A 22,962-nucleotide genomic window follows, 5' to 3' on the forward strand; every position below is an offset into this window, starting at 1 on the left:
GCGTTCTAAGCGGCTTGCTCCGTCAAAAAGCCCGGTTGCAGCGATGCACCGGGCTTTTGTTTTTTACGCCATGGCTGCAGGCGCGATCGAAAAAAGGGTTGCAGCCGGATGGACGGTGCTTACTGGCTGGCGAGTGCAGGGTAGTCGGTATAGCCATCGGCGCCGCCCCCGTAGAAGCGTTCGCTGTTCCAGGCATTGAGCGGCAGGTCATCGTGCAGGCGGTGCACCAGGTCGGGGTTGGAGATATAGGCCTTGCCAAAGGCCACGACATCGGCATAGCCGCTTTCCACGGCGCGCATGGCCAGCTCGCGGTCATAGCCGTTGTTGACCATCCAGGCGCCCTTGCCGCCCGCAGAGCGATAGGCCTGCTTGAGTGCCTGATAGTCGAAGGGGCGATCTGCGAGCTCGCGCGGACCGCCTGTAGCGCCTTCGATCACGTGGATATAGGACAGGGCCAGCGGCGCGAGCTGGCGCACCAGATACTCGAACAGCGCCTGCGGCTGCGCGTCCACGATGTCGTTGGCCGGCGTGACCGGAGAGATGCGGATGCCGACCTTGCCGGCACCGATGGCATCGGCCACGGAGCGCACGCATTCCAGCACCAGGCGAGCCCGGTTTTCGATGCTGCCGCCGTAGTCGTCGCTGCGCTGGTTGGTGCCGGTCTTGAGGAACTGGTCGAGCAGATAGCCGTTGGCTGCATGCAGTTCCACGCCATCGAAGCCAGCCGACTGCACGGCCTCGCGTGCGGCGGTGGCGAAGCTGTGAACTATCTCCGGCAGCTCCTGCTGCTCGAGCGCACGTGGCGCCGAGGTGGCGACGAACTGGCCTTGTCCCGTCTCGCGGTCGATCACAAAGGTCTTGGAGCGGGCCGTCAGCGCCGAGGGCGCGACCGGCGCCTGCAGGTCGGGTTGCAGCACGGTATGGGAAATGCGGCCCACATGCCAGAGCTGGGTGACGATGCGCCCTCCCTTGGCATGCACAGCATCGGTGACTTTCTTCCAGGCCTGCAGCTGCTCCTGACCATAGAGACCGGGTACATCGGCATAGCCCTGTCCCTGATGGCTGATGGCCGTGCCTTCGCTGATCAGCAGCCCGGCAGAGGCGCGCTGGACATAGTAGGTCTGCATCAGCGGCGTGGGGACTGCGTCGGGAGCGCGGTTGCGCGTCAGCGGGGCCATGGCAATGCGGTTGGGCAGATGCAGGCTGCCCGCTTCAATCGGGTCGAACAATGAGGTCATGCAGAACTCCAGATGAAAAAAAGCTCGGTGGGTACCGAGCTTAGAACGTGTTGACGATCTCCTCGCGCCGCGACAGAGGTTTTGCGGGATGGTATGCAAGGCGCGATACCGCAGCAATAGCCGTGCTATTGCGAGGATTCGCAACGCCGCAGACCGCCCGCAAAGCCCCTGTCCCGAAGGGTTGGAGCGCAATCGGGCGATTTCTGTGCGCTGACTCTTGCTTGCACCCCGGTGCAAGCAGCGAGCCATCGCTTCGAACTCATCCCGATTGCGCTCCAACGCGGCTGCGTAGAGATCGTCAACACGTTCTCAGTGTGCATGGGTGTCAAAAAACTTACTTCAGCAAGCCTTCTGCCTTCATGGCGGCCTGTACGGCGGGACGCGCCAGAATGCGTTCGCGGTAGGCCTGAATGTTCTCGAGCTCGGAGATGTCCAGGCCCACGAACTGGGCCCAGCCCGTGATCGTGAAAAAGTAGGCATCGGCCACGGTGAACTGATCGCCCATCAGATAGCTCTTGTTGGCGAGCTGCTCGTTGACCCAGGCCAGGCGCTTGAGCACGCTGGCGCGCGCCAGGGGCTTGTAGTCCTCTGGCGTTGCCGGATTGAACAAGGGGCCGAAGCCCTTGTGCACCTCGGTGCTGATGAAGTTCAGCCATTCCTGCAGGTGGTAGCGGGCCACGGTGCCGTTGGCGGGCGCCAGGTTTTTCTCGGGAGCCAGGTCGGCCAGGTACTGAACAATGGCCGGACCTTCGCGCAGGGTGTCGCCGCTGTCCAGCACCAGAAAGGGCACATAGCCCAGCGGATTGATGCCGTAGTAATCCGTTCCGTCCTGGAGCTTGTGGCTCTTGGTGCTGACCATCACGGTTTCATGCTGCAGCTCTGCTTCGTGCAGCACGATATGCGGAGACAGGGAGCAGGCGCCGGGGCTGTAGTAAAGCTTCATGGTGAGTGGCTCTCTATGCAAAGAAAAGACAAGCGCCCATGCTAAACCGGTTGCATGTCATATGCATATCCAGCCGACAGCAAGTAGTCCGTATCCGTGGGGGATTGCTCAGCCCAGGCGCCCCGCAGCCCACAGCACCTGCTGTACCAGTGCCTCCATACCTTGCTGGTTCTGTGCGCGCAGCAGATGACCCTGCTCATCGAAGGCCTCGGCCGCCTGGCTCACGGCATGGCTGCGCGGTGCCACCCAGCATTCCAGATTCAATAGCAGCGCAGCGAGGTGAGACTGGGCTCTGAGGCCTCCAAGCCCTCCGGGCGAGGCGCTGGCCATGCCGACGACCTTGTTGCGAAACGGCAGGACGCCATCGGACCACTGTGCGTCGCCCTTGACCGGGCTGGAGGCCCAGTCGATCGCATTCTTGAGCAGGGCAGGGTAGCTGCCGTTGTATTCGGGGCTGCAGACAATCCAGGCCGCATGGCTGTGCATGGCCTGCTTGAGGCGAATGACATCGGCAGGTGTGCCCTGCGCTTCGAGGTCGGCGTTGTAGAGCGGAATGTCGTAGTCCGACAACTCCAGCAGGCTGGGCTCTGCACCTTGCTGCCGGGCGATGGAGGCGGCCACCTTGGCCAGCTTGCGGTTGTACGAGTCTTGGCGGGTACTGCCCGCAAAAATGAGGATTTGCATGCAGTCATTGCAGCACAGAGCGATTGCATTTTTCATGCGTAGGCAGGGCCATCAGGGCAAACATCTAGGCCGTGGCTCTGGTGGCCATGTTTCACGTGAAACCCCCCTGCCAAGGCATTGTTGCGCCAATGGTGGGAAAATTGCAGGTTCCCCGCAGGGCTGGACATGGCGCGAAAACATGTCCGCCTGCCATGAGAGCCGAGGCATGGTTGCCTCGTGCAGGGGCAAGGGCCGGGCTTGGCCCGGAGCAGAAATATGTTGTACCCACAGGAATTTGACGTGATCGTGGTCGGTGGCGGCCACGCCGGCACCGAGGCCGCGTTGGCCGCTGCACGCATGGGCAGCAAGACATTGCTGCTGACCCACAATATCGAAACCCTGGGGCAGATGAGCTGCAATCCCAGCATCGGCGGCATCGGCAAGGGGCACCTGGTCAAGGAGGTCGATGCCCTGGGCGGTGCCATGGCCCTGGCGACCGACAAGGGCGGTATCCAGTTCCGCATCCTGAACAGCTCCAAGGGCCCGGCCGTGCGTGCCACGCGTGCCCAGGCCGACCGCATTCTGTACAAGGCGGCGATTCGCGAGATGCTGGAAAACCAGCCCAATCTCTGGCTCTTCCAGCAGGCCGTGGATGATCTGATGGTGGAGGGCGACCGCGTGGTCGGTGCCGTCACCCAGGTGGGCCTCAAGTTCCGCAGCCGCACCGTGGTGCTGACCGCGGGCACCTTCCTCGACGGCAAGATCCATGTGGGCCTGAACAACTATGCCGCAGGCCGTGCGGGCGATCCACCGGCCGTGAGCCTGTCGGCACGCCTGAAGGAGCTCCAGCTGCCTCAGGGCCGCCTGAAGACCGGCACGCCGCCGCGCATCGACGGCCGCAGCATCGACTTCAGCCAGTGCGAGGAACAACCCGGCGACGGCATGCCTGGCGGCGTGAACGAGGGCGAAGTGCCCGTGTTCAGTTTCATGGGCAATCGTGCGATGCACCCCCGGCAAATGCCTTGCTGGATCACGCACACCAATGCGCGCACGCACGAGATCATCCGCAGCGGCTTTGATCGCAGCCCCATGTTCACAGGCAAGATCGAAGGCGTGGGTCCACGTTACTGCCCCAGCGTGGAAGACAAGATCAACCGTTTTGCGGACAAGGAAAGCCATCAGATCTTCCTTGAGCCCGAAGGCCTGACCACGCACGAGTTCTACCCCAACGGGATCTCCACCAGCCTGCCGTTCGACATTCAGTACGAACTGGTGCGCAGCATGAAGGGGCTGGAGAACGCCCATATCCTGCGCCCTGGCTATGCCATCGAGTACGACTACTTCGATCCGCGCTCGCTCAAGAGCAGCTTCGAGACCAAGCAGATCCAGGGCCTGTTCTTTGCGGGTCAGATCAATGGCACGACCGGCTACGAAGAGGCTGCCGCCCAGGGCCTGTTCGCTGGCCTGAACGCAGCACTGCAGTGCCGTGGCGAAAGCCCCTGGATGCCGCGCCGTGACGAGGCCTATCTGGGCGTGCTGGTCGACGATCTGATCACCAAGGGCGTGACCGAGCCCTACCGCATGTTCACCAGCCGCGCCGAGTTCCGCCTGCAGCTGCGTGAAGACAATGCCGATATGCGCCTGACCGAAGCGGGTCGCCAGATGGGACTGGTCGACGATGTGCGCTGGGATTCCTTCAGCCGCAAGCGCGATGCTGTTTCACGTGAAACAGAGCGCCTCAAGTCGACCTGGGTGAACCCGCGTGTCGTTGCAGCAGAAGAGTCAGAGCGCGTGCTGGGCAAGGCCATGGAGCGCGAATACAACCTGTTCGACCTGCTGCGTCGCCCCGGTGTGGATTACGACAAGCTCATGGGCATGAACCAGGGCAAGTACGCCAGTGCTGATGTGCAGCCCGAGGCTCTGGGTGAGCTCAGTGACCCGGTGATCGAGCAGGTGGAGATCGCCGCCAAGTATTCTGGCTATATCGACCGCCAGAAGGATGAAGTCGAACGCGCTGCCCATTTCGAGCGTCTGCGTCTGCCGCTGGACTTCGACTATATGCAGGTGGCAGCGCTGTCCTTCGAGGTGCGCCAGAAGCTGCAAAAGCACAGGCCCGAAACCCTGGGTCAGGCTTCGCGTATTTCGGGGGTGACGCCGGCAGCGATCTCGTTGCTCATGGTGCATCTGAAAAAAGGCGGCTTCAAAGGCTTTGCCACTCAGAACGAAGAGGCTTCCGCATGAGCCAGGTTTTGCGTACCCAGCTGGAGCAGGGCGTTCAGGCACTGAAGCTGGATCTGGCCCCGGCCCAGATCGATCTGCTGATGTCCTTCATGGATCTGCTGCAGAAGTGGAACAAGGTCTACAACCTGACGTCGGTGCGTGATCCCCAGGAGATGCTGACGCATCACCTGCTCGACAGCCTGGCTGCCGTGCCCGCCTTGCTGCGACATGTGAGCAGCCTGCGGGTGGAGGAGGGCAAGCGTCTGCCGCTGCTGGACGTGGGCTCGGGCGGTGGTCTGCCTGGTGTGGTGTTTGCCATCTGCTGCCCGCAGATCGATGTGAACTGTGTGGATACCGTGGGCAAGAAAGCCGCTTTCATCCAGCAGGTGGCTGCCTCCTTGCGCCTGCCCAATCTGCGCGGCATTCATGACCGGGTGGAAAACCTCAAGACCCAGTACCCGGTCATCAGCTGCCGCGCCTTTGCGTCCCTGGTGGATTTCACCACCTGGTCACGCAAGGCTCTGGCCGAGGACGGCATCTGGTTTGCCATGAAGGGCAAGCACCCCGATGAGGAAATTGCTGCGCTGCCTGCCGACGTGAAGGTGTTTCACGTGGAACCATTGCAGGTTCCCGGCCTGGATGCGGAGCGCTGCGTGATCTGGTTGAAAATTAAGTAACCGCCCTGAGCGGCGCGTTGCCGCTTCCCCCTGGAAGGGGGACGACGCCTGCGCCGCAGGGCGGCGGAGCCGCCTAGGCCTTTGTTCGGCGTCTTCGACCTTGGCTGGCAAATGTCGAAGCCGCTGGCCACGGTGAAAACCGTTTTTTTTACACACCGTATCGGACAACATCTGCGCAATGCAGATGCGCCGGTCATGGCCCTCGCATAAACTTGCTGTTTTCCATCGCGCAGGGTTTGAATGTTTGGCATCTCTGATTACGGCGCTTTTGCAGCCGCCGTTACCGTTTTCTTGCTGATCCCTGGACCAGGCAATCTGGCCTTGATTACCTCTACGGGCAAGGGCGGATGGAGAGCGGGCCTTGCATGCTGCCTGGGTGTGATGGCTGCCGACCAGGTGCTGATGTGGCTGGCCGTGGCCGGTGTGGCGGCGGTGCTGGCCGCGTATCCGGCGGCCTTTCACGCCGTGCAATGGGTGGGTGCGGCCTATCTGGCCTGGCTGGGCTACAAGCTGCTTACGGCCAGGCCCGGCGATGCGCCGGCCATCGAAATCCAGCCGCGCCAGTATTTCCGCCAGGGTGCTCTGATCACCCTGATGAACCCCAAGGCCATTGTGTTCTACATGGCGTTCTTTCCCATGTTCGTGGACCCGGCCCGGCATCAGGGCGCCATCACCTTTGGCGTGATGGCTGCCACGGTGGCGGCAATTACCTTTATCTACAGCGTCATCGTGGTGACGCTGACCACGGTGCTGGCAGAGCGTCTGCGTGCCAGTCCGGCCGTGGTGAAGTGGCTGGAAAAAACAGCCGGTGTGTTTCTGATCGGTTTTGGCCTCAAGCTGGCCGCCAACTAAAAGAGAAGTTCAATGGCCAAAATTTTCTGCGTTGCCAATCAAAAGGGTGGAGTGGGCAAGACAACGACCACGGTCAATCTTGCCGCCGGTCTGGCCAAGGTCGGCCAGCGCGTGCTGCTGATCGACCTGGACCCACAGGGCAATGCCACCATGGGCTCCGGCGTGGACAAGCGCGCGCTGGAGTTGACGGTCTACGACGTGCTGCTGGAAAACGCCAGCGTCAAGGAAGTAGCCCAGAAGTCCGAGCAGGTCGGCTATGACGTGCTGGGTGCCAACCGCGAGCTGTCGGGTGCCGAGATCGAGCTGGTCTCGCTGGAGCGCCGCAACGAGCGCCTCAAGACGGCGCTGCAGGCCGTGGCTGCCGACTATGACTTCGTGCTGATCGACTGCCCGCCTTCGCTGTCCATGCTGACCCTGAACGGTCTGTGCTCGGCGCATGGCGTGATCGTGCCCATGCAGTGCGAGTACTTTGCACTGGAAGGCCTGACCGATCTGGTCAACACCATCAAGCAGGTGCATGCCAATATGAACCCCGACCTGCAGATCATCGGTCTGCTGCGCGTGATGTTCGATCCGCGCACCACGCTGCAGCAGCAGGTCAGCGACCAGCTCAAGGAGCATTTCGGCGACAAGGTGTTCGATACCGTGATCCCGCGCAATGTGCGCCTGGCCGAGGCCCCCAGCTACGGCCTGCCCGGCGTGGTGTTCGACGCCTCGGCCAAGGGCAGCAAGGCCTTTGTCGAGTTTGCCGAAGAGATGGTGCGACGCATCAAGAAAATGTGAGTGTTTCACGTGAAACAGCTCCCCGTCCCCCATCCAGCCATCGCCAACGACCATGACCTCTGAAGCACTGAACCCGCAGCATGTCTGGCTGCTGCCCGGCTGGCAGAATTCCGACCCCGGCCACTGGCAGAGTCTGTGGCAGGACCGGTACGGCTACCAGCGGCTGGAGCAGCATAGCTGGCAGCATCCGCTGCGCGGAGACTGGAGCATTCGCCTGCAGGAAACCGTGCTCGACGCTCCCGCCCCCGTGACGCTGGTGGCGCACAGCCTGGGCTGTATTCTGGTGGCATGGTGGGCGGCGCATTCTCAGGTCGCGAAGACCAAGGTGCGTGGCGCTCTGCTGGTTGCCCCCGGCGATACGGAGCAGGAGAGTCTGCGCGGCGTGCTGCCGGGCTGGTCGCCTGTGCTGCTGCAAAAGCTGCCCTTCCCGTCGATACTGGTGGGCAGCGAGAACGACCCCAACTGCTCTGTGGCACGCGCACAGACCATGGCACAGGGCTGGGGCAGCCGTTTTGTGAATGCGGGTGCCGCAGGCCATGTCAACACGGCCAGCGGACTGGGACTGTGGGAAGCCGGGCATGAGCTGCTGCTCTCCCTTTAAAGAAAGAATTCAGCAATGGTGACTAAGAAACCCAAGGGCCTGGGACGTGGTCTGGAAGCCCTGCTGGGCCCCAAGGTCAGCGAAGCAGAGCAGGTCGCGGCGAGCGGGTCTCAGGCCAATCTGCCGAGCACGCTGGCACTCAATGTGATGGTGGCCGGCCAGTACCAGCCACGCACCCGCATGGACGAAGGCGCCTTGTACGAACTGGCCGAGAGCATCAAGGCCCAGGGCATCATGCAGCCGATTCTGGTGCGCCAGCTCTCCCGGGGCGACAACGCCGGCAAGTACGAGATCATTGCCGGCGAACGGCGCTTCCGTGCCGCGCATATCGCGGGTCTGTCGGAGGTTCCGGTGCTGGTGCGTGAGGTGCCCGACGAGGCAGCGGCGGCCATGGCACTGATCGAGAACATTCAGCGCGAAGACCTCAATCCGCTGGAAGAGGCGCAGGGTCTGGCCCGCCTGGTCAAGGAATTCGGCCTGACCCACGAGCAGACCGCGCAGGCCGTGGGCCGCTCGCGCAGTGCTGCCACCAATCTGCTGCGCCTGCTGAATCTGGCCGAGCCCGTGCAGACCATGCTGATGGCCGGCGATATCGACATGGGCCATGCGCGGGCGCTGCTGACGCTGGACCGTGCCACCCAGATCACGGCCGGCAACCAGATCGCGGCCAGGAAGATGTCGGTGCGCGAGGCCGAGTCGCTGGTCAAGAAGATCGGTGCCGAGTTCAATCTGACGCGCCAGAAGGCCAAGAAAGATGGCAAGTCGCGCGACGTGAAACGCATCGAGGAAGAGCTGTCCGACCTGCTCACCGCCGATGTCGAGGTGCGCATCAAGAAGACCGTGCGCCGCCACGGCAAGCAGCAGGAAATGGGCGAGATCGCCATCCAGTTCGGCTCGCTTGACGAGCTCAACGGCCTCATCGAAAAGCTGCGCGGCGAAGTCTGATTCTTGGGCCCAAGCAAGCGAAAAGAGCATCCACAGGATGCTCTTTTTCTGTGTGCGCGCAGCAGCTCAGCTGCGGTAGCCGGGGTCGATTCGTTCGAGCTTGCGCAGCAGGGCAGGCCAGGCAAACTGGCCGCCCATTCCGCCGGTCTGCACCTTCATGGCCTGGGCGATGCCTTGCAGGATCTGCGGGTCGACCTCGGTCAGTTCGGTGCCGCCGGACTGGGCCGCGATCTGGATCTGGCAGGCGGACTCGAAGACGTACATGGACAGAAAGGCATCGGCAATCGTGGCGCCGCAGGTCAGCAGACCGTGGTTGCGCAGCATGAGAAAGTTGGCCTCGCCCATGTCGGCCAGCAGACGCGGCTTCTCGTCCTCGCGAAAGGCCACGCCCTCGTAGACGTGGTAGGCCAGGGACCCCAGGACAAAAGTGCTTTGCTGGCTGATGGGCAGTAGCCCCTGCTTCTGGGCCGCCACGGCCACTCCGGCGCGCGTGTGGGTATGGATCACGCATTGCGCATCAGCGCGGGCCTCATGCACGGCGCTGTGGATGACGAAGCCGGCCGGGTTCACGGGGAAGGGCGACTCCATGAGCTTGTTGCAGCCCAGATCCACCTTGATCAGCGAGGAGGCCGTGATCTCGTCAAACATCAGCCCGTAGGGGTTGATGAGAAAGTGATGCCCGGGGCCCGGCAACCGCGCGCTGATGTGGGTGAAGACCAGATCGCTCCAGCCGTACAGCGCCACCAGCCGGTAGCAGGCGGCCAGGTCCACGCGCAACTGCCATTCCTCGGGGCTGACCAGATGCCGGACGCTGGGGATGTTCAAAGGCTCTTGGCTCACGGCGACTCTCCTTCATCGTTGATCCGATGAATGTAGACACTCGTGCGCCGGCGGTCTGTTGGCTAGGCGACAGAGCCATGGAAACTCGGGTGAGGCCGGCGGTGGCAATGCCCGTGGCAGGTGCTGGCCCGAGCCCGGAAGAATAAAAAAACAGGAGCTTGCAACGCAAGCTCCTGTTGATTTTCAGATCGCTTCTATACTTAAACCGAAGCAGATGATACGAAAGCAGCTATCAAAAGCGCTTACTTGATCTGGCCGCGCGACAGGTCCTGGATCATGCGGGCGGCCAGATACAGGCGCGGTACGATGGTGTTGATCTGCACGTATTCGGCATCGTTGGAATGTGCGCCATAGCCCGACAGGCCGAAGCCCTCGATCACGCCGCCCTTGGCCTTGAGGGCCGCAAAAGCCGCATCCGTGCCGCCGCCCGTGGCCTTGTCCATGACCTTCATGGGCAGCTTCAGCTCCTGCTCATAAATGCCCTGGGCATGGGCCGCCAGCTTGCGCGCCGTGGCATTGGCTTCCAGCGGCGGGCGGCGCACCTCGAACTTCAGCTCCACCTTGCTGGCGGGGAGCAGCTTGCTGCCGATCTTGTCCTGCATGGCTTTTTCCAGCGCCGTGAAGTCGGCCACGCGCAGCGCGCGGGCATCGGCCTGGGCCGTTGCTTCGGCGGGAACCACATTGCGGTTGGTGCCGGCCTTGGACACCGTCCAGTTGAGCTTGAGGCCGTCCTGTGGCTGGGACAGATCCTTCATCTGCAGCAGCTGATGCGACAGCTCGTACAGCGCATTCACGCCGTCCTCGGGCTTGGCGCCCGCATGCGATGCCTTGCCCGTGACCTTGAGGTAGGCGGCGCCGATGCCGCTGGTGGCCAGGCGCAGGCTGCCGTCGGTGCCGCCGCCCTCAAAGCTGAACACGGCATCCTGCTCGGCCCCCAGGCGGGTGATGGTGCTGCGCGCGCCGGGCGAGCTGATTTCCTCGTCGCCGTTGATCAGCACCGTGAGCGTGCCGTAGTCCTCGATGCCCAGCTTCTTGAGCAGGGGCATGATATGCATGATCAGGGCCACGCCCTGTTTGTCGTCGGCAATGCCCAGGCCATAGGCCTTGTCGCCGTCGACGCGGAAGGGCTGGTCCTTGAGCATGCCGGGCAGATAGACGGTGTCCATATGCGCGATCATCATGATGCGGCTGCTGCCCTTGCCCTTGAATTCGGCATGCACCATGGGGCCGACCTTCTCGGGCGTGTCATCGAGGCGGTAGATGTCGCTGGGCTCGATGATCTCGACCTTGCCGCCTTGGGCGCGCAGCTTGCCGGCAATGTATTCGGCAATCTTCTTCACGCCCGCCACATCCTTGCTGCCGGACTCGATATGCACCAGATCGCGCAGCGTATCCAGGTAGGGCTGCTGCTCCTTTTTCGCATGCTCCAGCCATTCGGCCTGAGGGGCAGCCTGGGCAGAGCCGAAGGCCAGCACCAGGGCCAGGGGCAGGGCGCGCAGCAAAGGGGCAGAGGGCGTGTTCCAACGCATAGAAGTTCTCCTTGAGGGGGGCGGGCCGCTCCCGGATAGGGCAACGGCAGGAAAGGCGGCGTGATGCACCGCTCAGGGAATTCAGCTTAGCAGCCGCGTTTGCGGCCTCAGCGCTGATGGACTAGGGATAAATACCAGGGTAACTTGATTTCTCGCGGCGACAAAAAAGCCCTGCTGCTTGCGCAGGCAGGGCTTGGTCGGTTGCGCCTGCTGCTCAGGCCGCGGCCAGATGGGCCTTGGTCTTCTTGCTCACACCGTCGCCGACGATGACGGCCGAAACCACGGACAGCACCAGCGCAATCGCCGAGCCGTAGAACACGGCATTTGTCATCTGGTGGTCCAGCATGTAGCCGAAGACCGGCGCGGCCAGGCAAAAGCCCAGATCCAGGCCGGAATACACCGTGCCGTAGACACGGCCCGTGGCGCCGGGGGGCGCTGCACGCTTGATCAGCATGTCGCGCGAGGGGCCGGCCAGGCCCGTGCCCAGACCGGCGATGGACGCCACGATCACGGCCGCCATGCCGGGCAGCCAGCCCGTGCCGACGACAAACAGCAGCAGGCCCGAGCCCAGCATGCAGATGGAGATCACCTTCTCCAGCCGCTGCACGCGGCCGACCAGAAAGCCGCCCACCACCATGCCTGCAGCGCCGCACAGCATATAGCCGGTGACGATCAGCGCCGTCACGGACAGCGGCAGGCCATACATGGATTGCAGGGCCGGGCTGGCAAAGCTCTGGATGGCGCTGAGTGCGCAGGTGCTCCAGAAGAAGAAGGAAAAGCACAGCCATACCGATGGCAGCTTCATGAAGGCCATAGGGTGTTCCTGCGGGGCGGCAACGGCACCGGCGGCGGGCTTGGCGGCCGCGCCGGCGGCTTCGGCACGGTCGTCGAGTGCGTCGCGGTTGAAGACCATGATGGCCAGCACCACGGCGGCACAGATGGCGCCGCACAGGCAGGCCAGACGCCAGGAGCCCGTGGCCGTGGTGATGCCGGCCATGAACAGCGGCGCCAGCGCCCAGCCGATATTGCCCGACAGGCCGTGCACCGAGAACGCATGGCCTATGCGCTGCTGCGACACGCGCTTGTTGAGGATGGTGAAGTCCACGGGGTGGAAAGGCGCATTGCCCAGGCCCGCAAAAAAGGCTGCGGCCAGCAGCATGCTGTAGCCCTGCGCGGTGCTCGCAATCAGGCCGGCCACGACAAAGCTGCCGAGGGCGGCAAACAGGATGGGACGGGCACCAAAGCGGTCTACGGCAAAGCCGGCCAGGGCCTGGCCGGTGCCGGAGACGATGAAGAACAGCGAGACCATGACGCTGAGCTCGGCATAGCTGTAGCCGAATTCCTGGATCAGCCAGGGGAACAGCGGCGGCAGCAGCAGGTGGAAGAAGTGCGACGAGCCATGGGCCAGGCCGATGAGGCCGATGGTGCGCGCATCACTGCGCAGTGTCTCTGGCGCCTGGTTTTGGGGTGTTGTGGAGGCAGGGCGGTTCATATATCGCATCTTAGGCAGAGCGGTCTCGTCTTGTATGCGATAGTCTGCCAATTGCTATCGCAAACCAGCCAATCCCGTATGCCCAGCCTCCAAGACCCCGGACCCCTGCGTGCAGGCAAGGCCTCCGCCTATGTGGAGACGCTGACGCCTCATCTCTACATACCCACGGCACAGCGCCCGGTACGCGCCAAATGTCGCTGGCTGGAGGCCGACACCCAGGTCAGGCCCCACCGTCATCCCTGGGGGCAGCTGGCGATCTCCACCACGGGCACCATTCGTCTGACGGTGGCGCAGGGCACCTATATCGTGCCGCCGTCGCGTGCGCTGTGGGTGCCGCCCGGCATGGAGCATGCGGTGACCATGGTGGAAAGCGCCGATCTGCGCACGCTTTACTTCTTCCAGTCCCATGGGCATTGCGGCCCCGATGTCGGGCCAGGGCAGGAGGCGATCTGGCGTCAATGTCGGGTGCTCAATGCTTCGGACCTGCTGCGTGCCGTGGTGCGAGAGCTGCCCACCCTGCCCGATGACAGCCTGCAGCTGTCCGAGCAGGACAGGGCGCGCGAGCACCATCTGAGCGAGCTGCTGCTTGACGAGCTGCGCCGCGCCAGCGCTGTGCAGCTCGGCGTGAACCTGCCCCAGGACAAGCGCCTGCGCCTGCTGTGCGAGGCCGTGCTGGCCGACCCCACGCGCAACGAGACGCTGGAGGACTGGGCGCGCGATACCGGGGCCAGCCCGCGCACCGTGGCGCGGCTGTTTCGCCAGCAGCTGGAATGCAGTTTTACCCAGTGGCGTCAGCAGGTGGTGCTGGCCCATGCCGTCAGTCTGGCGGCGCGCAACTGGCCGATTCAGCGCATTGCGGCCGAGCTGGATTACAGCCCTAGCGCCTTCAGCGCGATGGTGCGCCGCACCGTGGGCATGCCGCCGGCGCAGTTCTTCGGCATGCACACCAAGGTCACGGCTGCCAGCGATTGATTTGACAGCGCTGCAGGTCTTCTCTTCCCGTTTCCGGGGGCCTGCGGAAAATATTTGCGGCGGCATGGAATGAAAGCAGCAGGCCTGCGCTCTTTATCACCATGATCTTCTCTGCCGAGTCGCGCTACAACCAGTGGGTGCGCGAGCATTACCGCTTCTTGCTGCGCAGTGCCTGGGCACTGACGGGCTCGCGCGCCACGGCCGAGGATGTGGTGCAGGACTGCTTCACCAGCGCCTGGCGCTTTCGCCACCAATTGCGCGACCAGAGCATGGCCCGGGCATGGCTGTTCCAGATCATGCGCCGCCATGCCTTCAGGCATTTCGATCCCGGGCAGCTGCAGGCTCAGCCGCTGGACGAATCCTGCGAGCAGGGCGTGAATCACCATGAGGCACTCGATGCGCAACTGGACGTGGTCAAGGCGCTGAGCCGCATCGCCCCCATCCATCGCGAAGTGCTGGTGCTGTACTACTTTGACGACATGCCCACGGCCCAGATGGCCGAGGCGCTGGATATTGCACCGGGCACCGTGCTCTCGCGCCTGGCGCGGGCCCGTGAAGCGCTCAAGACGGTGCTGCAGGAGCCGGCGCGCCATCCCGCCGGGGCCGCCATCGAATCTTGCACTGCTGCCAGCGTGATACCGCTGAGAAAGCGCGCACCATGAAACACCAAGACCGACCCGAAGACACCGATTTCGACCTGCGCGCCCGTGCCGAGCTGGCGCTGGCCTTCGAGCCCGGCGAGCCGCCGGCCCATTTGCTGCGCCACACGCCCTGGTATGCCCGCCGTGGGCTGCAGGCGTTGTGTGCGGCAGCGATCCTCGGCAGCGCTGCATGGGGCAGCGTGCTCGGCCTGCGCCCGCCGCAGATGGTGCGTTCGGCCATCGAGCATGAGTACTACGAACGAACGCTGCGCGGCCAGTTCATCGCCGAGGCCGAGATGGCCCGGCACATGGACTGGCCCGCCGACCGCAAGCTGCCCGGCTACACCCAGCTCATGCGGCCCTGCGACATCGACGGCAGCCGCGCCTATCACCTCACCACCTTTTTCGAGAAAGGCGGCATCGTCACCGTGCTGGCCTTCGAGCAGCACCAGCGGATTGCCGACGGCCAGGGCTGGTGGGCCAACAGCTACTGGCAGGTGGTGCGCTCGCGCGAAGGCCGCCCGCTGGTGCTGATCGCGCAGAAGAAACAGGCTCTGGCCGTGGCATCACGCGCCCTCGGAGCCCCCGAGAAAGTCGATGGCTGAACCGGATCTCTCGCCCTGCTCATTCACCACAATCAACGAGGAGACATCATGCAACAACCCACATCCCTGCCGCGTCGTCGCCTGCTCGCCGGTAGCGCCAGTGCACTGGCGGCGGCCGGTCTGGCCAGCTTCCAGGGCCAGGCCATGGCACAGGCAGCTGCGCCCGCCGCCAAGCCTCTGCCCGGCTATGCCGGCTTCAAGAATGCCGATGCCGTGATCGTGCACAGTTCCACCACCATCGAGACCCGGCGCAGCGCGTTTGGCTCCAGCGTGGTCACTCCCACCAGCCAGCTCTATGTGCGCAACAACCTGCCGACGCCGCCTGAGAGCATTGTGGCCGACCGCGATGCTTGGGCGGTACAGATCGATGGCGTGAACCGGCCTCGTCAACTGAGCCTGCGTGAACTCAAGACCATGGGACTGGAGACAGTGACCATGGTGCTGCAATGCTCGGGCAACGGTCGTGGCTTCTTCCCCTCCAAGCCCAGCGGCACGCAATGGACCGTGGGCGCCGCAGGCTGCGTGGTCTGGAGCGGTGTGCCGGTGCGCGATGTGGTCAAGGCCCTGGGGGGCGTGGCCGGCGGCATGCTCTACATGACGGGTACGGGCGGCGAGGTACTGCCTGCAGGCCTGGACCCCAAGAGCGTGCTGGTGGAGCGCTCCGTGCCCCTGTCGGCCATGGAGGATGCGCTGCTGGCCTGGGAGATGAACGGTGAGCCCGTGCCCCTGGCCCACGGCGGACCGCTGCGCCTGATCGTGCCGGGCTACACCGGTGTGAACAACATCAAGTACATCAAGCAGCTGGCCTTTACCGCCAAGGAAAGCGAAGCGCACATCATGTCGCACGGCTACCGCATCTCGCCTCCGGGCAGCAAGGGCGATCCCAGCCAGCCCTCGGTGCAGGAGATGAGCGTCAAGTCCTGGATCAACAGCCCCATTCCCGAAGACGGCAACCGGGCCGCCGGCCTGGTGCAGATTCAGGGCGTGGCCTTCGGCGGCATGCATGCCATCAAGGGGGTGGAGGTCTCCATCGACGGCGGCAAGAGCTGGAAGCAGGCCCGTCTGGTGGGCCCCGATATGGGCCGCTATGCCTGGCGTCAGTTCGTGCTTGCAGCCCAGCTGCCCAAGGGCACCTACCAGCTGGCCAGTCGCGCAACCGACGTCAGGGGCAATGTGCAGCCCGAGACGCGCGGTGAAAACCAGAGCGGCTACAACAACACCAGCTGGGCTGACCACGCGGTCACCGTCACCGTGGCCTGAGCGCCGCACTCGCTGTCCATGCCGGGCGCCGAAGAAGGGGAGCCCGGCCATGGCTATCCAAACCACGATGCATCGCATTTCCCCAAGAAAAATGATGAAGACAAAACCCACCCTCGCCGCCCTCTTGCTGACCATCCTGGCAGGCACTGCCGCCCATGCCGATCAGGCCGCCCAGATGGCGCGCGGCAAAGAGCTGTTCACCACGGCTGCCGTTCCTGCCTGCGCGGTGTGCCATACCCTCAAGGATGCCGGAGCCGAAGGTGCCATCGGTCCCGTGCTGGACGAGCTGCAGCCCGATGCGGCCCGCGTGGCCCGTGCCCTGAAGGATGGCATCGGTGCCATGCCCTCCTTCAAGGCCACGATGAGCGAAGCCGACATCGCTGCTGTTGCTCTCTATGTGAGCAAGGCCAGCGGCGCAGCCAAATAAAGCGGCTCAACCGCGTTCTGCGCCATCCAGCGGCATGGCGTAAATCCAGACCTTGTGGCGGCTATTGCCTTGCAGGCAGGCCGTCGCTTCCACGCCGGGCAGCTGGAAGTCCAGGCTGACCAGCCAGCTGCCGGGCTGCATCTCGGTGGCGGCCTTGACGGCGGCGCGGCCCATGCTCTCGGGCCGCTGGAACAGATAGACCAGCTGATAGCCGCTCCAGTCGGCCAGCCAGATATCGCCACGCCGCACGCGTGCCCAGGGGCAGCGCAGGGCACTGGCAATCACCAGCGGCCAGCTCCACTCCAGGCCCTGGAGACGGGCCTGCGGCAGCTCGCTGCGCAGCGCGCGCAGGCCGTCGCCCATGCCGCAGCCGGCATCCAGCACCGGTGCCTGGTCGGGCAGCTTCACGACCTCTGCCAATCCTTTGAGCGCATGCAATGGCGTCGGAAAGACGGGAGCATCGCGCCAGGCATTGAGCGGGTAGATCAGCAACAGCAAGGCCAGCGGCAGCAACCAGCCCCATGCGGGCAGCTGGCTGGCGCTGAGCACCAGAAACGACAGCGGAAAGCCTGCGGCAATCAGCAGGCGGCGCCACCAGCTGTTGCCCCAGAGACTGGCGGCCGAGCTGGCGGCACCCGCCAGCAGCAAGGCCAGCCACCAGACGACGATATGACCGAGCGCAAAGAAGGCGACCCAGGCCAGCAGCCAGGTCAGCAGCGCAGGCAGAGGCCATACCAGGAAAGACGATTTGTTTTCCATCAGATTGTTAATTTTGTGAAGGATCTTATGCAGGTGTGCTAGCGGGTGATGCAACGCAAGTACTCACTGCACAGCCACTTGTATATTGTGCAAATTACCCCCCCCAAGGGGGGGTATGCGAGCGTTCATCTCGCCGTAAAAATTACCATTTTTTGCTTATGTATACTTTTCGGCTTTCACCGGCAGAAAATCAAGAGGAGTGATTCATGCGCCTGGCTCTACCAAGCCTTTCATTGGCAGCTCTTGCGCTGACGGCATGCGCGGCACAGACGCCGCAGGATCAGCTGGCACCTGCGTCGCCCACGGTGCGCCTGTGCGAAGGCAACAACTGCTCCGAGCTGCCGCGCAATGTCGCTACCTTCCGCGGCGAGCCGGTCAACCCGGAAGCCGAACGCCGCCAGGCAGCCCTGGTGCAAAGGGCCGAAGCCGATCTGCAGAAGACCCAGGCCGATCCTCGCGCCGCCTATGACCTGGGTCTGCGCTATCTGCGCGGCGACGGCGTGGAGCGCAACAGCTATCAGGCCATCGAGTGGATGCGCAAGGCCGGCGATGCCGGTCATGGCCCGGCCCAGTTCGCGCTCGGTCGCCTGTATCTGCTGGGTTTTGAAGAAATGGGTCCGGACCCCGCCGAAGCCGAGGCCTGGCTGTCGCGCGCCGCCGCCAAGGGCTTCAAGGAAGCCAAGTCTCTGCTGCCTCAGGCGCAGGCTGCCAAACAGAATGCTCATGCTCGCTATCAGGCCATCGAGGACGAACGCAAGTCCTGGAACCGCTGGTACGTGAGTGCGCCCTACTACCTGGTGTGGGGCTCGTCGGGCTGGTATTACCGCTGAAGCGCGTCGAGCGCCTCAACATTTTTCATTTGTAGAAAGCATCTCTATGTCCAAGAAGACAACGCTGCGTCTGGCAGCCATCGCATCGGCCCTGGCACTGGGCGGTTGCGTGACCCCCGGCGGCGGCACCATTTCCACCGGCACGGCTCCCACGGCGGCCACGGGCGCAGCGGGCGGCGCCACCAGCGTGAATGCCAATGCCTCTCTGGAGCGCTGCGATGCGCCTCTGGGCACGCTGGCCGTTGACGACGGTCGCGGCAAGGAGTGGTATGCGAGCTTTGGCGCGGCCACAAAGATCACCACCATCGAGCCTCTGATCCGTCTGGCCGTGCAGCAGTCCAACTGCTTTGTGATTACCTCCGTCGGCAACAACCGCACCGAAAGCAAGATGTCGGCGATCACCGACAAGCAGCGCAATTCCGGTGAGTTCCGTGCCGGCTCCAGGCAGCAAAAGGGCCAGCGCGTGGCCGCTGACTACTACATGGAGCCCTCCATCATCATCGACAACGATGCCACCGGCCAGCTGGCTGCCGGCGTGGGCGGTCTGTTCGGCAATGTGGGCACGCTGATCGGCGGCGCCATGCAGAGCAAGGCTTCGGTGGTGACGCTGAGCATGTTCGACATCCGTTCGGGCGTGCAGATCTCCATCTCCGAAGGCAACTCCACGGCGACCAACTTCGGCGCTGCGCTGGGTGCCTTCGGCGGCGGCGTGGGCGGCGGTCTGGGCGGCTTCTCGCGCACACCGGAAGGCAAGGCCACCGTGGCTGCCTTCATGGACGCCTACAACAATATGGTGATCTCGCTGCGCAACTACAAGGCGCAGGAAGTCAAGGGCGGCCTGGGTCGCGGCGGTCAGCTCAAGGTCGGCAAGTAAAGCGTCGATCCGAGAACAGAAAAGGGCCTGCAACTGCAGGCCCTTTTTCATGGCTGGCGCGTTTTCAGCCAGCGCGAGCGAGGCTCACTGCAGCTGAAAGATCTTGCCCGGGTTCAGGATGTTCTTGGGGTCCAGAGCCTGCTTGATGGCACGCATCATCTGCACCGCACCGGCTCCCGCCTCTTCGAGCAAAAAGCCCTGCTTGTGGATGCCGATGCCGTGCTCGCCCGTGCAGGTGCCGCCCAGCGCAATCGCGCGTGCCACCAGCGTGTGGTTGAGTTGCTCGGCCTGCTGGCGCTGGGCGTCGTTGTCGGGGTCGATCAGATAGCCGAAGTGGAAGTTGCCGTCGCCCACGTGGCCGACCAGGAAGTAGGGGATGCCGCTGGCATCGGCCTCGGTCACGCATTCCAGCAGCGCATCGGCCAGGCGGCTGATGGGCACGCAGGCATCGGTGGTGATGCAGCGGCAGCCGGGCACGCTGGAGACGGCCGCGAAATAGGCGTTGTGGCGTGCGGTGAACAGGCGCGTGCGGTCTTCGGGGCGCTCGGCCCATTCAAAGGCATTGCCACCGAATTCATGGGCAATGTCCTGAACCATCTCGGCCTGCTCCTTCACGCCCGTGGGCGAGCCGTGGAACTCCATCAGCAGCATGGGCTCCTCACGCAGGGACAGCTTGCTGTAGGCGTTGACCATGCGTACGGAATTCACATCGACCAGTTCCACGCGAGCAATGGGAATGCCCATCTGAATGGTCTGGATCACCGTGTGCACGGCGTTTTCGATGCTCGAAAAAGAGCAGATGGCTGCGCTCACCGCTTCGGGCAGCGGGTAGATGCGTAGTGTGATCTCCGTGAAGATGCCCAGCGTGCCTTCACTGCCCACCAGCAGGCGGGTCAGATCGTAGCCGGCGGCGCTCTTCTTGGCACGGTTGCCGGTACGCACCACTTCGCCATTGGCCGTCACCACTTCCAGGGCCAGCACGTTCTCGCGCATGGTGCCGTAGCGCACGGCATTGGTGCCGCTGGCGCGGGTCGAGGTCATGCCGCCGATCGATGCGTCGGCACCGGGATCGATGGGGAAGAAGAAGCCGGTGTCCTTGATGGCTTCGTTCAGGGCCTTGCGCGTGATGCCGGGCTGCACGGTGATGGTCAGGTCTTCGGTGTTGACCGAGAGCACGCGGTTCATGCGGCTGACGTCGATGGTGATGCCGCCCTGCACGGCCAGCAGATGGCCTTCCAGCGACGAACCGGCGCCATAGGCAATCACGGGCACGCCGTACTGGTCGCAGAGCCTGACGGCGTCCTGCACGTCCAGGGTGGATTCGGCAAACACCACGGCTGCCGGCGGGGGCGCCGCAATCGCGCCTTCGTCGCGGCCATGCTGCTCGCGCACGGCCAAGGCCGTGGAGCACTGGCTGCCGAAACGTGTTTGCAGAGCCTGCAGAAATTCTTCGGGGATGGGGCGCTGCACGAAATCGGGCTGCAGCGAGGTATGGGCAACGGGTGCGTTCATCGGGGTCTCCAGAGGAGAAAAAGAATACCACCAGGTCCGATCCGGGCGTGTACGTATTGCGCACTAGGCCAGGGCGCAGGAGGCTGCGGCGGCCGGTTTTGCGCATGCCTTGCCAGGCATCGTGACTTTCGCGGCAGCGCAGCCGCCTTGCGCGAGCACATAGATAAGTTTCGCCCTAGCTAATGAGAATTCAGTGTTTAGGGTTTGTGCCGGGTGTGCCTATATTGGCAAGCCTCATGGCGTGCGCTGCAGAGCTCGCTTCAAACCAAAAGCAGTTCGGAGGGCGGAGCTATGCGCGATACGGGTCGCAGATCATTCATTCAGGGGCTGGCCGGGGTGTCGGCGGCAGGCATGCTGGGCGCGGCATGGCATGTGCGTGCCGCGCAGACGCAGGCCTGGCCGGTGCGGCCCATCAAACTGGTCGTGACCTTTCCGCCGGGCGGCTCCAGCGATATCGTGGCCCGGGTGCTGGCTCCCGCGCTGGCCGAGAAGCTGGGCCAGAGCGTGGTCATAGACAACAAGCCCGGTGCGGGCTCGTCGATTGGCGCGCAGATCGTGGCGCACAGCGCCAACGACGGCTACACGCTGCTGGTATCCAATTCGGCGGCGCTGTCGATAGCGCCATCGCTGCTGCAAAGCCCTGGCTACGACCCCTTGCGCAGCTTCGAACATCTGGCCTACATCGGTGCAGTGCCCACGGTGTTTGTCGTGCACCCTTCGGTGCCCGTCAACAGCCTGAGCGAGCTGGTGAGCTGGATCAAGGAGCAGCCTGCTCCCGTCGCCTTTGGCAGCGGCGGCGCCGCCTCGGTGGGCCATCTGGTGGGCGAGCAGTTTGCACAGACGCTCAAGCTGTCCATGGAGCATGTGCCTTACCGCGGCGCCGGCCCCATGCGTGCGGATCTGCTCAGCGGCCATATCAAGCTGGCCATCGATGCGCTGCCGCAGAACATCGCGCTGCACAAGCAGGGCCGGCTCAAGCTGCTGGCGCTGACATCCTCACGCCGCGTGGCGCAGGCACCGACGGTGCCCAGCGTGGCCGAACTGGGACTGGCACAGCTGGTCTCGGAGAACTTCGTCGGCATCTCGGCACCGGCTGGCCTGCCCAGGGCTCTGGCCGAAAAAATCGCCAGCGCGGTGCGGCAGATCAGCGCGCGTCCCGAGTTTGCGCAGACGCTGGAAGCCCAGGGATTCGTGACCCGGGACATGGAATCCAAGGCCTTCACCCAGCTGATTGCGGACCAGCATCTGGCCTGGGGAGATATCGCCAAGAAAACAGGTGCAAAACTTTAAGCAGAAGAGACAACGATGAGCAGCGAGACACTGTATTCACCCCGTAAGCCACGCTATGCCGTGGTGCTGTTTGGCCCCGAAGGCCAGGGCAGTTTCAACGAGTCGGGACTGCGCGGAGCGCACAAGGCCAGAGAGGCCGGCCACGAGGTCGATGTGCTCTGGGTGGCCGGCCAGTCGGCCCAGCAGCGTGCTGCCGAAATGTCCGCATTGTGCGGCGGTCGCTACGCGCTGATTCTGGCGCATGGCGGTCAGGGTGACGGTCCGGTGCAGATCCTGGCCGATCGCTGGCCCGAGCAGGCCTTTGCGGTCACGCAGGGCAGCTGGACGGCAGCCAATGTGGCGCGTTACGAGGTGCTGCAGGAGCAGTCGGCCTTCCTCGCCGGCGTGCTGGCCAGCCAGTGGAGCAAGACGGGCAAGGTGGGGCATTTCTCGGGCGAGAAGGTGCCGCCGGGTCTGCGTGGCCGTGCGGCCTATGCGGACGGTCTCAGGCGCGCCGGTTTTGAGGGGCAACTCGTCACCCAGTTCTGTGGTCACCAGCATCGCCCGGGCTGGGCCCGCAGCTGTGTTTCGGCGATGGTCGAGCAGACGGGTCTGGACATTGTGTTTGCCATGCTCGATGGTGGCCGTCCCGGTGTGACGCAGGCCTGCCGCGCACAAGGCGTGGCGCAGATCGGCAATGTGCTGGACTGGGTGGCGCGCGACCCCGAGGTGTTTGTGGCCTCGGCGATCTGCGATTCCGGCGAGGCCTTGTTTCGCGCCGTCGAGGACCATGCCAGGGGCCTGCTGCCGCTGGGTGGCTATCGTGCCTTCGGCCTCGAGGAGCCGAGTCTGGTGCGGCTGGAAATGGGGGCCGGAGTGAGTGCTGCGCAGCGCAGCCTGGTCGAAGACTGGGCGCAGCGTCTGCTGCGCCGCGAGTTCGAGATTCACCTGGACTATGCCGGGGCCGAGTTCCCCTTGCCGCAGGAGGAACTCAGCGCTGCGGCGTGAGCAGGAAAGCGCCGCGGCAAGG

23 protein-coding genes are annotated in these 22,962 nt (G+C 64.1%); 15 read left to right on the top strand and 8 right to left on the bottom strand.

Annotated elements, in window-relative coordinates; translation table 11 throughout:
* Positions 1-119: 119 nt before the first annotated feature.
* The 3 genes from O987_RS00145 to O987_RS00155 all read right to left on the bottom strand — a co-directional run bounded on the left by O987_RS00145 (position 120) and on the right by O987_RS00155 (position 2,865).
* Positions 120-1,238, bottom strand: coding sequence for an alkene reductase (locus O987_RS00145; RefSeq protein ID WP_043370376.1), 1,119 nt, complete (start codon positions 1,236-1,238; stop codon positions 120-122).
* A gap of 334 nt (positions 1,239-1,572) precedes the next feature.
* Positions 1,573-2,181 carry a glutathione transferase GstA gene (gene gstA, locus O987_RS00150; RefSeq protein WP_003059972.1) on the bottom strand — a complete coding sequence of 203 codons (609 nt, stop codon included), beginning with the start codon at positions 2,179-2,181 and terminating at the stop codon, positions 1,573-1,575.
* Positions 2,182-2,289: 108 nt separating this feature from the next.
* On the bottom strand, positions 2,290-2,865 hold the full coding sequence (locus O987_RS00155) for an NADPH-dependent FMN reductase (RefSeq protein ID WP_034400823.1): 576 nt from the start codon (positions 2,863-2,865) through the stop codon (positions 2,290-2,292).
* A gap of 255 nt (positions 2,866-3,120) precedes the next feature.
* On the opposite strand from O987_RS00155, the gene mnmG reads away from it, so the two are divergent.
* The 6 genes from mnmG to O987_RS00185 all read left to right on the top strand — a co-directional run bounded on the left by mnmG (position 3,121) and on the right by O987_RS00185 (position 8,922).
* Positions 3,121-5,085 carry a tRNA uridine-5-carboxymethylaminomethyl(34) synthesis enzyme MnmG gene (gene mnmG / locus O987_RS00160; RefSeq protein WP_043370378.1) on the top strand — a complete coding sequence of 655 codons (1,965 nt, stop codon included), beginning with the start codon at positions 3,121-3,123 and terminating at the stop codon, positions 5,083-5,085.
* Entirely contained in the window at positions 5,082-5,741 is a 660-nt protein-coding gene (gene rsmG, locus O987_RS00165) for a 16S rRNA (guanine(527)-N(7))-methyltransferase RsmG (RefSeq protein WP_043370379.1), read from the top strand. Before mnmG ends, rsmG begins: the two co-directional genes overlap by 4 nt.
* A gap of 240 nt (positions 5,742-5,981) precedes the next feature.
* Positions 5,982-6,593 (top strand): LysE family translocator, encoded by a 612-nt coding sequence (locus O987_RS00170; RefSeq protein ID WP_043370380.1) that lies wholly within the window; start codon positions 5,982-5,984, stop codon positions 6,591-6,593.
* Positions 6,594-6,605: 12 nt separating this feature from the next.
* Positions 6,606-7,376, top strand: a complete 771-nt coding sequence (locus O987_RS00175; protein ID WP_003059963.1) for a ParA family protein — start codon at positions 6,606-6,608, stop codon at positions 7,374-7,376.
* Between the two features lie 52 nt (positions 7,377-7,428).
* Positions 7,429-7,977, top strand: a complete 549-nt coding sequence (locus O987_RS00180; protein WP_043370381.1) for an RBBP9/YdeN family alpha/beta hydrolase — start codon at positions 7,429-7,431, stop codon at positions 7,975-7,977.
* A 15-nt stretch (positions 7,978-7,992) separates the two neighbouring features.
* Complete coding sequence (locus O987_RS00185; RefSeq protein WP_003059960.1) at positions 7,993-8,922, top strand: ParB/RepB/Spo0J family partition protein; 930 nt, start codon at positions 7,993-7,995, stop codon at positions 8,920-8,922.
* A 66-nt stretch (positions 8,923-8,988) separates the two neighbouring features.
* Here the strand turns inward: O987_RS00185 and O987_RS00190 are convergent, their stop codons facing one another.
* The 3 genes from O987_RS00190 to O987_RS00200 form a co-directional block, all read right to left on the bottom strand.
* Positions 8,989-9,762 carry a class II aldolase/adducin family protein gene (locus O987_RS00190; RefSeq protein WP_003059958.1) on the bottom strand — a complete coding sequence of 258 codons (774 nt, stop codon included), beginning with the start codon at positions 9,760-9,762 and terminating at the stop codon, positions 8,989-8,991.
* A 242-nt stretch (positions 9,763-10,004) separates the two neighbouring features.
* Positions 10,005-11,291, bottom strand: coding sequence for a M20/M25/M40 family metallo-hydrolase (locus tag O987_RS00195; RefSeq protein WP_003059957.1), 1,287 nt, complete (start codon positions 11,289-11,291; stop codon positions 10,005-10,007).
* A gap of 214 nt (positions 11,292-11,505) precedes the next feature.
* Positions 11,506-12,783, bottom strand: coding sequence for an MFS transporter (locus O987_RS00200; protein ID WP_003059955.1), 1,278 nt, complete (start codon positions 12,781-12,783; stop codon positions 11,506-11,508).
* Between the two features lie 78 nt (positions 12,784-12,861).
* On the opposite strand from O987_RS00200, the gene O987_RS00205 reads away from it, so the two are divergent.
* The 5 genes from O987_RS00205 to O987_RS00225 all read left to right on the top strand — a co-directional run bounded on the left by O987_RS00205 (position 12,862) and on the right by O987_RS00225 (position 16,688).
* Positions 12,862-13,755, top strand: coding sequence for an AraC family transcriptional regulator (locus O987_RS00205; protein WP_043370383.1), 894 nt, complete (start codon positions 12,862-12,864; stop codon positions 13,753-13,755).
* A gap of 101 nt (positions 13,756-13,856) precedes the next feature.
* Positions 13,857-14,417, top strand: a complete 561-nt coding sequence (locus O987_RS00210; RefSeq protein ID WP_043370384.1) for an RNA polymerase sigma factor — start codon at positions 13,857-13,859, stop codon at positions 14,415-14,417.
* Positions 14,414-15,001 carry a hypothetical protein gene (locus tag O987_RS00215; protein WP_043370387.1) on the top strand — a complete coding sequence of 196 codons (588 nt, stop codon included), beginning with the start codon at positions 14,414-14,416 and terminating at the stop codon, positions 14,999-15,001. Before O987_RS00210 ends, O987_RS00215 begins: the two co-directional genes overlap by 4 nt.
* A gap of 48 nt (positions 15,002-15,049) precedes the next feature.
* A complete protein-coding gene (locus tag O987_RS00220) occupies positions 15,050-16,261 on the top strand; it encodes a sulfite oxidase (protein ID WP_003059949.1) in 1,212 nt (403 codons plus the stop codon).
* A gap of 91 nt (positions 16,262-16,352) precedes the next feature.
* Positions 16,353-16,688: a c-type cytochrome gene (locus O987_RS00225; protein ID WP_019042914.1), complete on the top strand. Its 336-nt coding sequence runs from the start codon at positions 16,353-16,355 to the stop codon at positions 16,686-16,688.
* 6 nt (positions 16,689-16,694) lie between these two features.
* Here the strand turns inward: O987_RS00225 and O987_RS00230 are convergent, their stop codons facing one another.
* Complete coding sequence (locus O987_RS00230) at positions 16,695-17,447, bottom strand: hypothetical protein (protein ID WP_043370390.1); 753 nt, start codon at positions 17,445-17,447, stop codon at positions 16,695-16,697.
* Between the two features lie 206 nt (positions 17,448-17,653).
* Between O987_RS00230 and O987_RS00235 the strand changes: the two genes are divergently transcribed.
* Both O987_RS00235 and O987_RS00240 read left to right on the top strand, forming a co-directional pair.
* Entirely contained in the window at positions 17,654-18,277 is a 624-nt protein-coding gene (locus O987_RS00235) for a tetratricopeptide repeat protein (RefSeq protein WP_003059943.1), read from the top strand.
* Between the two features lie 46 nt (positions 18,278-18,323).
* Positions 18,324-19,151, top strand: a complete 828-nt coding sequence (locus O987_RS00240) for a hypothetical protein (RefSeq protein ID WP_003059942.1) — start codon at positions 18,324-18,326, stop codon at positions 19,149-19,151.
* 84 nt (positions 19,152-19,235) lie between these two features.
* On the opposite strand, the gene O987_RS00245 is transcribed toward O987_RS00240, so the two are convergent.
* The gene (locus tag O987_RS00245; protein ID WP_003059940.1) at positions 19,236-20,663 is read right to left on the bottom strand and encodes an FAD-binding oxidoreductase; all 1,428 of its coding nucleotides are present in this window, start codon (positions 20,661-20,663) and stop codon (positions 19,236-19,238) included.
* 291 nt (positions 20,664-20,954) lie between these two features.
* Between O987_RS00245 and O987_RS00250 the strand changes: the two genes are divergently transcribed.
* Positions 20,955-21,953 (top strand): Bug family tripartite tricarboxylate transporter substrate binding protein, encoded by a 999-nt coding sequence (locus O987_RS00250; protein WP_003059938.1) that lies wholly within the window; start codon positions 20,955-20,957, stop codon positions 21,951-21,953.
* A 15-nt stretch (positions 21,954-21,968) separates the two neighbouring features.
* Positions 21,969-22,940: a BMP family lipoprotein gene (locus tag O987_RS00255; protein ID WP_043370392.1), complete on the top strand. Its 972-nt coding sequence runs from the start codon at positions 21,969-21,971 to the stop codon at positions 22,938-22,940.
* The last annotated feature ends 22 nt before the right edge of the window (positions 22,941-22,962 follow it).

Source organism: Comamonas testosteroni TK102 (assembly GCF_000739375.1).
Classification (GTDB): Bacteria; Pseudomonadota; Gammaproteobacteria; order Burkholderiales; family Burkholderiaceae_C; genus Comamonas; species Comamonas brasiliensis.

What these genes read in the sequence shown, in the direction of transcription:
- O987_RS00145 (WP_043370376.1), bottom strand. Translation starts at nt 1,238, where the DNA reads ATGACCTCATTGTTCGACCCGATTGAAGCGGGCAGCCTGCATCTGCCC.
- gstA (WP_003059972.1), bottom strand. Translation starts at nt 2,181, where the DNA reads ATGAAGCTTTACTACAGCCCCGGCGCCTGCTCCCTGTCTCCGCATATC.
- O987_RS00155 (WP_034400823.1), bottom strand. Translation starts at nt 2,865, where the DNA reads ATGCAAATCCTCATTTTTGCGGGCAGTACCCGCCAAGACTCGTACAAC.
- mnmG (WP_043370378.1), top strand. Translation starts at nt 3,121, where the DNA reads ATGTTGTACCCACAGGAATTTGACGTGATCGTGGTCGGTGGCGGCCAC.
- rsmG (WP_043370379.1), top strand. Translation starts at nt 5,082, where the DNA reads ATGAGCCAGGTTTTGCGTACCCAGCTGGAGCAGGGCGTTCAGGCACTG.
- O987_RS00170 (WP_043370380.1), top strand. Translation starts at nt 5,982, where the DNA reads ATGTTTGGCATCTCTGATTACGGCGCTTTTGCAGCCGCCGTTACCGTT.
- O987_RS00175 (WP_003059963.1), top strand. Translation starts at nt 6,606, where the DNA reads ATGGCCAAAATTTTCTGCGTTGCCAATCAAAAGGGTGGAGTGGGCAAG.
- O987_RS00180 (WP_043370381.1), top strand. Translation starts at nt 7,429, where the DNA reads ATGACCTCTGAAGCACTGAACCCGCAGCATGTCTGGCTGCTGCCCGGC.
- O987_RS00185 (WP_003059960.1), top strand. Translation starts at nt 7,993, where the DNA reads ATGGTGACTAAGAAACCCAAGGGCCTGGGACGTGGTCTGGAAGCCCTG.
- O987_RS00195 (WP_003059957.1), bottom strand. Translation starts at nt 11,291, where the DNA reads ATGCGTTGGAACACGCCCTCTGCCCCTTTGCTGCGCGCCCTGCCCCTG.
- O987_RS00200 (WP_003059955.1), bottom strand. Translation starts at nt 12,783, where the DNA reads ATGAACCGCCCTGCCTCCACAACACCCCAAAACCAGGCGCCAGAGACA.
- O987_RS00205 (WP_043370383.1), top strand. Translation starts at nt 12,862, where the DNA reads ATGCCCAGCCTCCAAGACCCCGGACCCCTGCGTGCAGGCAAGGCCTCC.
- O987_RS00210 (WP_043370384.1), top strand. Translation starts at nt 13,857, where the DNA reads ATGATCTTCTCTGCCGAGTCGCGCTACAACCAGTGGGTGCGCGAGCAT.
- O987_RS00215 (WP_043370387.1), top strand. Translation starts at nt 14,414, where the DNA reads ATGAAACACCAAGACCGACCCGAAGACACCGATTTCGACCTGCGCGCC.
- O987_RS00220 (WP_003059949.1), top strand. Translation starts at nt 15,050, where the DNA reads ATGCAACAACCCACATCCCTGCCGCGTCGTCGCCTGCTCGCCGGTAGC.
- O987_RS00225 (WP_019042914.1), top strand. Translation starts at nt 16,353, where the DNA reads ATGATGAAGACAAAACCCACCCTCGCCGCCCTCTTGCTGACCATCCTG.
- O987_RS00230 (WP_043370390.1), bottom strand. Translation starts at nt 17,447, where the DNA reads ATGGAAAACAAATCGTCTTTCCTGGTATGGCCTCTGCCTGCGCTGCTG.
- O987_RS00235 (WP_003059943.1), top strand. Translation starts at nt 17,654, where the DNA reads ATGCGCCTGGCTCTACCAAGCCTTTCATTGGCAGCTCTTGCGCTGACG.
- O987_RS00240 (WP_003059942.1), top strand. Translation starts at nt 18,324, where the DNA reads ATGTCCAAGAAGACAACGCTGCGTCTGGCAGCCATCGCATCGGCCCTG.
- O987_RS00245 (WP_003059940.1), bottom strand. Translation starts at nt 20,663, where the DNA reads ATGAACGCACCCGTTGCCCATACCTCGCTGCAGCCCGATTTCGTGCAG.
- O987_RS00250 (WP_003059938.1), top strand. Translation starts at nt 20,955, where the DNA reads ATGCGCGATACGGGTCGCAGATCATTCATTCAGGGGCTGGCCGGGGTG.
- O987_RS00255 (WP_043370392.1), top strand. Translation starts at nt 21,969, where the DNA reads ATGAGCAGCGAGACACTGTATTCACCCCGTAAGCCACGCTATGCCGTG.